Origin of the sequence: Pseudoclavibacter soli DSM 23366, from assembly GCF_000423505.1 — a bacterium.
GTDB classification, from domain to species: Bacteria; Actinomycetota; Actinomycetes; order Actinomycetales; family Microbacteriaceae; genus Pseudoclavibacter_A; species Pseudoclavibacter_A soli.
In genome coordinates this window covers 1-8,311 of sequence record NZ_AUIC01000009.1, presented here as the reverse complement: position 1 = coordinate 8,311, position 8,311 = coordinate 1, and the positions used below count along the sequence as shown (strand labels likewise).

General features: G+C 64.7%; 7 protein-coding genes. 3 read left to right on the top strand and 4 right to left on the bottom strand.

Annotation, left to right across the window (positions count from 1 at the left end; all coding sequences use genetic code 11):
* The 4 genes from G557_RS0107580 to G557_RS12355 all read right to left on the bottom strand — a co-directional run.
* A partial coding sequence (locus G557_RS0107580) for a hypothetical protein (protein ID WP_156877137.1) occupies positions 1-773 on the bottom strand: 773 nt, incomplete at its 3' end.
* A gap of 107 nt (positions 774-880) precedes the next feature.
* On the bottom strand, positions 881-1,480 hold the full coding sequence (locus G557_RS13450) for an FHA domain-containing protein (protein ID WP_028245571.1): 600 nt from the start codon (positions 1,478-1,480) through the stop codon (positions 881-883).
* Complete coding sequence (locus G557_RS0107570) at positions 1,473-2,078, bottom strand: hypothetical protein (RefSeq protein ID WP_028245570.1); 606 nt, start codon at positions 2,076-2,078, stop codon at positions 1,473-1,475. Before G557_RS0107570 ends, G557_RS13450 begins: the two co-directional genes overlap by 8 nt.
* Positions 2,075-6,535, bottom strand: coding sequence for an FtsK/SpoIIIE domain-containing protein (locus G557_RS12355; RefSeq protein ID WP_169337763.1), 4,461 nt, complete (start codon positions 6,533-6,535; stop codon positions 2,075-2,077). Before G557_RS12355 ends, G557_RS0107570 begins: the two co-directional genes overlap by 4 nt.
* 176 nt (positions 6,536-6,711) lie before the next feature.
* On the opposite strand from G557_RS12355, the gene G557_RS0107560 reads away from it, so the two are divergent.
* From G557_RS0107560 to G557_RS0107550, 3 genes are all read left to right on the top strand, one after another.
* Entirely contained in the window at positions 6,712-7,008 is a 297-nt protein-coding gene (locus G557_RS0107560) for a WXG100 family type VII secretion target (protein WP_028245569.1), read from the top strand.
* Between the two features lie 126 nt (positions 7,009-7,134).
* Complete coding sequence (locus G557_RS0107555) at positions 7,135-7,443, top strand: WXG100 family type VII secretion target (RefSeq protein WP_028245568.1); 309 nt, start codon at positions 7,135-7,137, stop codon at positions 7,441-7,443.
* A 95-nt stretch (positions 7,444-7,538) separates the two neighbouring features.
* Positions 7,539-8,311, top strand: a 773-nt coding sequence (locus G557_RS0107550) for a hypothetical protein (RefSeq protein ID WP_156877137.1), incomplete at its 3' end; no start/stop codon positions are given.

The following is an 8,311-nucleotide window of genomic DNA, read 5'->3' as shown; positions in this document are numbered from 1 at the left end:
GCGTATTCCGCGATATCGTCAGCGGTCAGCAACGCCCCGGCACCGAACGCGATACCGGCAGCGATCCACCCCGCAGGCCCCGACAGGAACAACCCCGCCACCGCGGCGACGACGACCACGACCGTCGCGACCGTGACCAGCACTTTCCACGCATCCGAGTTGGTGAGTTTCTCCCACCAGGAGTCCGCGGGGATCGCGTGCTCGGTCGCGGCCTGCAACCTCCCGGCCGTGGTGTGTGCATCTTCCTGGTACGACTGCTTCGCCGAGGCCACCAGTCGCCTGGCCGCATCCAGCCGGGCCTGCGCGTCACCGACCTGGGCCGACGCTGCTCCGACACGGCCTGCGGCGTCCTGCTGCTGCCGGTACAGAGAGCGCACCACAGACCCCGACGGCACGCTCAACCCCGACGGCACCTGATCAGACGGTGCAGATCCCCACTGCTGGAACACACGATTCTGTCTCGAGTACTCGGCCTGCGCAGACTGCTGAGCCGACTGAGCGGAGGCCAGCGAGGCCTGCGCCGAGACCAGATCAGCCTGAGCCGCCACCGCAGCAGCCAGACCTTGGTCGGCCGTCGACTGGTGAGACTCCATCACTGACGCCCACCAGTTCAACGCGTCACGGGCCTGCGAGAATGAGTCTCGCACCTGCCAAATCTGGTTCGGGAAGTCGCCGAGCTTGTCACGAAACACGTCACCGGCCTGACCGACCCAAACCCCCGAGCTGGAGGCGGAGCGCACCTGCTGGAGCGTGGCCTGCACATCAGCAGCCACCGACGCCACCCGATCCCACCGCGACGCCAACCCACGCACACCAAACGCATCACCCGGGGTCGGATCCCCAGGCTGATCAGCCGGCGACCAATCACTCAACCTGCCCATCACATGCCCCCGCTGGTCTGTGCATGGATGCGGATGGTATGGGGGCCGATGCGCAGGGTGTCGCCGATGGTGATGATGGTGCGGGTGCGTGGGTGGAGGCGTGTGGTGAGTCCGTCGTGCGTGAGATAGGTGCCGTTTCCTGAATCAAGGTCGGCTGCCCAGAGCCTGCCGTCAGAGGTTGGCGCGATTTCGATGTGGTTGCGCGAGATGATGTGCTGTGGGTCATCGATCGTGATGGTGTGCTGAGAGGGTGAGGTCTGATCGGGGCGGCGTCCGATGATGGTGGGGCCGGTGATGGTGTGCTCGGAGTGATTCGTGATGATCAGCTTCCATCTGCTTTCGCGCACTCTCGGTGCGCTGGTCTGCGAGAGACGCGGGGGTGGCGGTGTGTGCCCCGGCACGGAGGTGATTCGCGGGGGCGTACTCACGATCTCTTGAGAACGTCTGGGCAGGACGTAGGGCGTGGTGACGTGCATGCTGGTGCCGTAGGCCGCTTCGAGTGCTCGCAGATCGTAATGCCCGACGCCGGCAGGCGCAGTGGACGCGACTGTGGCACGAAGGGTCTGCCCGGTCTTCTTGTGCGTGTGGCGCTTACGCATCTGCGGTCTCGGTGAGCTCAAATGTTGCGGTGACGGTGTCGAACAGTTCGGTGAGCGGATCGGCGAGATCGAGTGCAGGCGACGCGCAGCTGATGAGTGCGATCTGATCGTCTGCGGGCACGAACGTCTGCATGATGAGGCTGCGCACGATGGTGAGGTCACGGTCGATGAGCATGTCTCTGATTCCGGTCAGACGTGGCGCTGGGCCCGCCTTCGGCAGGACTGCCGTCGAAAGGGTGAGTGGCGTGTCGGGTGTGGTCTCGGTGTCTTTGATGCTCTGTATCTGGGTGATGATGGCTGCCTCAGCGTCTGCTCCGGGTGTTCTCGGCGGTCTTGGCAATGACGACACCGTGACTGAGCCGGGAATCAGTGCGCCGTCTGCGGGAATGGCGAAACATGCGCAGTATCGGGCTCCGGCATCCCATGCCTGTCTCGCGGTGGTGCGCAGGTATCTGGTGAGGTCTGCGCGCAGTGGGCGCAGCTCGGGGTTCTCGTTGATGCGTTTTGCTACGAGTGCGGTGATCGACGCGTCTCTGGTGTTCGGGCGCACGTCGAGTTCACTCCACTCGGACGGGATCGTGATGGCGAATGCGGTCATGAGTGTGCCTCTCTGCCGGGCGCGTGATCTGCTACCGTCCGGTGTGTCTGTTCAGTGTTCTCAGCGTTGACCGTGGATGCTGGGGCCAGCGGAATCTGCACGGCGCGCAGCCCGGTGCCGGCGAGGTTGGCCCAGCCACGCCCCGCTGGCGCCTCAGCGTTGATCTCTGCACGTGTGATGCGCGTGCCGATCAGGTCACCATCGGTCAGCTGCTGTGGGTCGAGCAGGATGCCCTGCTGGTTCTTTCTGATCTCCACCCTCCACGAGCTGAAGCCGGTCGCGACGTCGCCGAGTGTGCCTGCGATGACGATCGCCGCCTGGTGGTCGATCAGGGTCGGGATGATCTGTTTGAGCCATGCTTCGGCGGGCATGTCACGTGTGAGCTCGACGTCGTCGACGAGCAGCAGATGGCGTGCGTCGTCGATCAACGGCGTGAGCGACTGCTCGGTAATCGTGGCCGGGTCGGTCAGCACCGTCGCACCAAGCGCGGCAGCATGCTCCGTGAGCGCGTTGTCGCGTGGAGTGATCACTGTCAACCGCCACCCATGTGCTGCGGCGGCCGCGGCGATGACGCGAAGTGTATTGGTGCGGCCCGAACGGGCGGGCCCCGCCACCAGCAGAGTCGGGGTGAGTTCCGGCGAGAACTGCTGCACGGTGACGTCCTGACCGCCGAGCCCGAGTGCTAGCCCGGCCAGGCCGTCCGCCTCGTCTACGAGCTGCTGCCATGTCAGGCTCTCTGGCATGAGTCGCACGGCGTGGGGACGCTGATCGCTCGGGATGCTGCGGTCTCTCTCTGCGAGCTGTCCCGCGATTGCGGCGATCGCGTCTGCCTGCGCCCTTGCGGAAGCGTCGGCGCTGACAACGGCGATCTGCAATTCGGTGCCATCCCCCGCGGTGAAGGCACGCCCCGGAGGAATGGACTCGGGCATCTTTCTCGGTGTGAGCCCTGCGAATCCGTAGTCGTTACGGTCGGTGAGGTTGAGCAGAATCTTGCGGTCGGTGAGTGTCGCGGTCCGCCCGACCAGCAGCTGTCGGTCGCCGGCGATGACGAAGTGCACACCGACAGACGCCGCTTCGCGCAGCATCGTGTGCACGGCCTCGACGATCTGACCGGCGTTGACGTCGGCGAACATCGCGGTGAACGCCTCCCAACCATCGATGAGCATCATCAGACGCGGCGGTGCCTCGTCGAGAGAGAGTTGCTCAAGCTCGGTCAGGTTGGCGACGCCGGCGCTGGTCAGCAGTCGGTGTCGTTGACGGATCGTGTCCTGCACACGTGCGAGCAGCCGCACCATGCCATCTGTCTCATGTCGGGCGATGACCGAGCCCACATTGGGCAGCGCACGCAGCGCGGTGAGTCCGCCGGCGCCACAATCGATGGCGTGGATATGTGCACGGTCCGCCGGGTAACGTGCGCTCACGGATGCTGCGATAGTACGCAGAGCTGTGGTTCGGCCCGATCGCGGTGCGCCGACGACGAACAGATGGGCGAAGTCGTCGAAGTCGACGGTCTCTGTGACCTGCTGCTGCTGATCCGGCTGGTCTGAGAGCGCGAATGCCGCGGGTGGCCTCCTCGCAGTGCCCGTACGGGAGTGGCATTCAGACAGTGGCTGGATTTGGTCGAGGGTGACGATCTGGGGCAGTTCCGGCAGCCACGGTCGGCGGGGTGTGTTCCCTCCTCGTGCCTGCCATGCTTCGCGGACGGCGGTCACGAGATTGGTGAGATCTGTTGCAGACTCCGCATCTGCGCCATCGTCCGCGCGTCTTCGCACGGGCGATGGCGCAGCGAGGTCATCGAGGCCGATGGTGGTGATCAACGGCTGCGCAGGCGCGGCGTCGCCGCGCGTCGGGCGACGTCCGCCGACCCGACCGGATTGGAACGGTACCAGTGAGGTCGATCCGAGCCTCGCGAAGGCACGGCCAGGTGTGGACTTTGAGATCTGTGCCGCATCGTCGGCGTTGATGACGTCAGTAGACTCCGCGGAGTCGGTCACGCGCAGGGCGATGCGCAGGTTCGTGTTGGCTCGAATGGCCGGTGAGATGACTCCGCTCGGACGTTGCGTGGCCAAAAGCAGGTGAATACCCAGGGAGCGTCCCCGCTGGGCGATGTTCACAAGACCGTCGACGAAATCCGGCAGCTCACGCACCAGAGAGGCGAACTCGTCGATGACGATCAGCAGTCGCGGCAGCACCGGTAGTGAGGTCTGGCGCTCTCGCTGCACCACATAGTCTTCGAGGTCCTTCGCCCCAGCGGTGGCGAGCACCCGTTCCCGGAACGCCAACTCCGCCCCAAGGGAGGCGAGAGCACGTTCCACGAGGTGGGAGTCGAGGTCGGTGACCATGCCGACAGTGTGTGGCAGCCCCACGCAGTCTTTGAACGCGGCTCCGCCCTTGTAGTCGACGAGCACGAAGGTCATCCATTCCGGCGTGTTTGCGACGGCGAGTGAGGCCACAATCGTCTGCAGCAGCTCAGACTTTCCCGAACCCGTGGTGCCCGCGATCAGGCCGTGGGGGCCGTCTGTGCGGATGTCAATGGCGAAGGGGCCGTCCAGGGACTCCCCGATCACGGCGGATGTCGAGGCCGGTTCCAACGCCCATCTCGCGGCGATTGCCTCACTGGTCGGGGAGTCGAGGCCGAGCACGTCCAACAGTCGCGATGAGTCTGGAACGGCCGAGTCAGTCACACTCGGGCTGACATCCTCGACACCGGCGACGGCACGGCAGGTGAAATCGGTCCAGGCATCATCCACGAGATCCTGGCGCACATCGCTGAGCGTCTCTTCCGCCTGCCGCTGCACTCGCACACGGGCACGGCGGCAGTCCACGACAGTCTGACACTCTTCAGGCAGCAGCCTGGGATCCGTCTCTGTGCACACACAGAACACCCCTACAGCCGGGCCGTCGCGCAACACCCTGAGCAGGCCGGGCATCGTGCGCAGTCTGTGCGCGTCGGCGATGAACACCACCACCGTCGACCCGAAGCCGACTGGGGACGTGCGTTGTTTGCCAGCGGCCTCGTGCCGTTGATCGATCAGTGAGATCAGTTCTGCGATGCGTGCCGCGATGTCAGTTGCCCCGAAACCCACCGTGCGCATCACCGGCTGACCGAGAGCTGGGCGGAGCGAGGGCAGCCATCTCGTCGTGCCCCACCGTGCCGCTGTCCCACGGTCCCCCGGTTCCGGTGCTGCCAGGAGATACACCTGTGTGTCTCGCGGAGAATGCAGCACTGCGACCTGCGCCAGCCACCAGCTGATCAGAGCGTCTGCGCTCTCATCGCCAGAGACCCCGACGACCCCGACGTCAGCCAGCGATACCGTCACCGGGGCGTCCTGCACATCCCAGTGCCTGGTACGTCTGTGCTCAAGCTGTTCGGGATCATCCAGACTCACGACAGATGGTGCGGTCTGCGTACCGATCCGCAACTGCAGATAGTCAGTGTCTCTGGGGCGGCGCTCCCACAGACGTGGCGTCGGCCCGGCGGCTATCACTGACACGGCCGCAGGATCGGGAAACCGGTCATGGCGCAGCCGTCGATCCGCCGCGACAGCTGTCAAGGTGTCGGCCTCGATCTCGGTGCGATCATGCTCGTACTCGCCCAGACGCTTCTGATACTGCGCACGCCCCGATCGTCTCGAGGCGACCCAGTTTCCCACCAGCAGCAGGGGTGAGAACAATCCGAACAGCAGCATCGTCGCCCGCTGATACACCAAAGCCATGGTGCCGCCCATGACCAGAGGCAGCAGCGCCGTCAGCCACGGGATCGAGTGCTTCGATTCCTCCTGCGGTCGAGGGGGCAGACGAAACCTTCCTTCGACAGTGGGAGGCACGATCCTCGGAGGCCGATTAAAGGCAAAAACTCCGCGCTCCGGCACATAATCCACGGCAGCGCGCTCAACGCCCGCTGGTTGCACCTCGACGACGACATCGTCGTATGAGAGCTGGTCGCCCCACGCAAGCGCTGTGCGTTCAGAAAGCGGTGCTCCCCACAGTGTCGCCGCAGAGGAGGACCCATTCTGTGGCACCGCAGCCATACTCCCGTCGCCGTCGACGACCAGTACCACGTCACACCCGGGAACGCCCTGTTGCCGAGTGCGCACATGCACCCCGGCGTCACCGCCCAACGTGAGAAATCCCGCAGTCAAATAATGCACACGACCAGCCCCAATACCGGAGACCACACGCACCTGCACACCCGCATCAGGGATCACCGGCCCGGGCTGAGGCCTATCCGCGACACCCAAGAGCGAAACCCACGACCCCTCGTGCAGCCCGGTCTCGCCCAACAGAGCATCAGAAGGAAAGACAACGCCGTCCACAGCGACCTGCACCCGATCCGGCGACGCCTCACTCGCCGTGACGTTGAGCAGAGTCGGCACAATGGCTGCGACCGAAGACTCCGCCTCGACGTCCAGGAAGACGGTCGAACTCGCACCGGCGGCGACGTCCAGCACGCTCACCAGCACACGCATCGAAACCCCCTGTATCTGCTTGAAAACGAACGACACCAGACTACTGGTGCGTCGGTGAACATTACGTAACGCTGCGAATGCCCAGTTGTGCGGGAAGGCCACGCGGCGATAAGGTTCCCATGTGCCCAGATCGGTGCACGGGAGAACACTGGAGGGGAATCCCCATGGCGAATGTCAAGGTCACGTATGACGAGCTCAGCACTGTCGCAAGCCAGCTCACCACTGGTAAGGGTCAGCTCGAAGACCAACTTACGCAGTTGAAGAACCTGGTCGACAACCTCATTGCGGAGGGCTTCGTCACTGATACGGCTTCAGGGGCATTCGGAGCTTCATATACGGAATTCGACACCGGGACTCGACAGGTGATCGCCGGTCTTGACGGGCTTTCCCAGTTCCTCAACCGTGCGGCCGAACAGTTCCAGCAGACGGATTCGTCGCTGGCCTCATCGCTCGGCAACTGAGTTCCTCACACTGCGTGCGGGGCGTGAAGCTTGCACGCGCAGCCGCCCCGACTTGAACGTTGACGCACATATCGGGTCGGGTCCGGCAGCAGATTCATAGTTCTCTGGTCGAGGGGGAGACATTTTATGCCTGATCTTCAGGTGGACATCAGTGCACTGACGGGCCTTGCCGGGCAGATGCGTGGCACATCGAATCGGCTGCACGGTTTCGGCGGTGGCATAGACCATGGCGCCCTCGGTGACGGCCAGGTCGGTGGTGCTGCCGCGGAGTTCGATTCCCACTGGGGTGAGGTCACCGAGAAGATCGACACGAACATCGACTCTCTGTCTGGCATGCTCTCTGACTCGGCCGCGTCATACCAAGACGCAGACCAGCAGATCGCTGCCTCATTGACCACGCAGACCAGCGGTGGGGGTGTGCTGTGGGCAGGTTGAGTGATTGGTCGCCGGCTGATCAGCCTGGGGATCCGACCCCGGGTGATGCGTTTGGTGTGCGTGGGTTGGCGTCGCGGTGGGATCGGGTGGCGTCGGTGGCTGCTGATGTGCAGGCCACGCTCCAGCAGGTGCGCTCCGCCTCCAGCTCGGGGGTTTGGGTCGGTCAGGCCGGTGACGTGTTTCGTGACAAGCTCGGCGACTTCCCGAACCAGATTTGGCAGGTGCGAGACTCATTCTCGCAGGCCCGTGACGCGTTGAACTGGTGGGCGTCAGTGATGGAGTCTCACCAGTCGACGGCCGACCAAGGTCTGGCTGCTGCGGTGGCGGCTCAGGCTGATCTGGTCTCGGCGCAGGCCTCGCTGGCCTCCGCTCAGTCGGCTCAGCAGTCTGCGCAGGCCGAGTACTCGAGACAGAATCGTGTGTTCCAGCAGTGGGGATCTGCACCGTCTGATCAGGTGCCGTCGGGGTTGAGCGTGCCGTCGGGGTCTGTGGTGCGCTCTCTGTACCGGCAGCAGCAGGACGCCGCAGGCCGTGTCGGAGCAGCGTCGGCCCAGGTCGGTGACGCGCAGGCCCGGCTGGATGCGGCCAGGCGACTGGTGGCCTCTGCGAAGCAGTCGTACCAGGAAGATGCACACACCACGGCCGGGCGTTTGCAGGCCGCGACCGAGCACGCGATCCCCGCGGACTCCTGGTGGGAGAAACTCACCAACTCGGATGCGTGGAAAGTGCTGGTCACGGTCGCGACGGTCGTGGTCGTCGTCGCCGCGGTGGCGGGGTTGTTCCTGTCGGGGCCTGCGGGGTGGATCGCTGCCGGTATCGCGTTCGGTGCCGGGGCGTTGCTGACCGCTGACGATATCGCGGAATACGC

Excerpts from the sequence above, each read along its gene's own strand:
- G557_RS13450 (WP_028245571.1), bottom strand. The coding sequence starts at position 1,480 with ATGCGTAAGCGCCACACGCACAAGAAGACCGGGCAGACCCTTCGTGCC.
- G557_RS0107570 (WP_028245570.1), bottom strand. The coding sequence starts at position 2,078 with ATGACCGCATTCGCCATCACGATCCCGTCCGAGTGGAGTGAACTCGAC.
- G557_RS0107560 (WP_028245569.1), top strand. The coding sequence starts at position 6,712 with ATGGCGAATGTCAAGGTCACGTATGACGAGCTCAGCACTGTCGCAAGC.
- G557_RS0107555 (WP_028245568.1), top strand. The coding sequence starts at position 7,135 with ATGCCTGATCTTCAGGTGGACATCAGTGCACTGACGGGCCTTGCCGGG.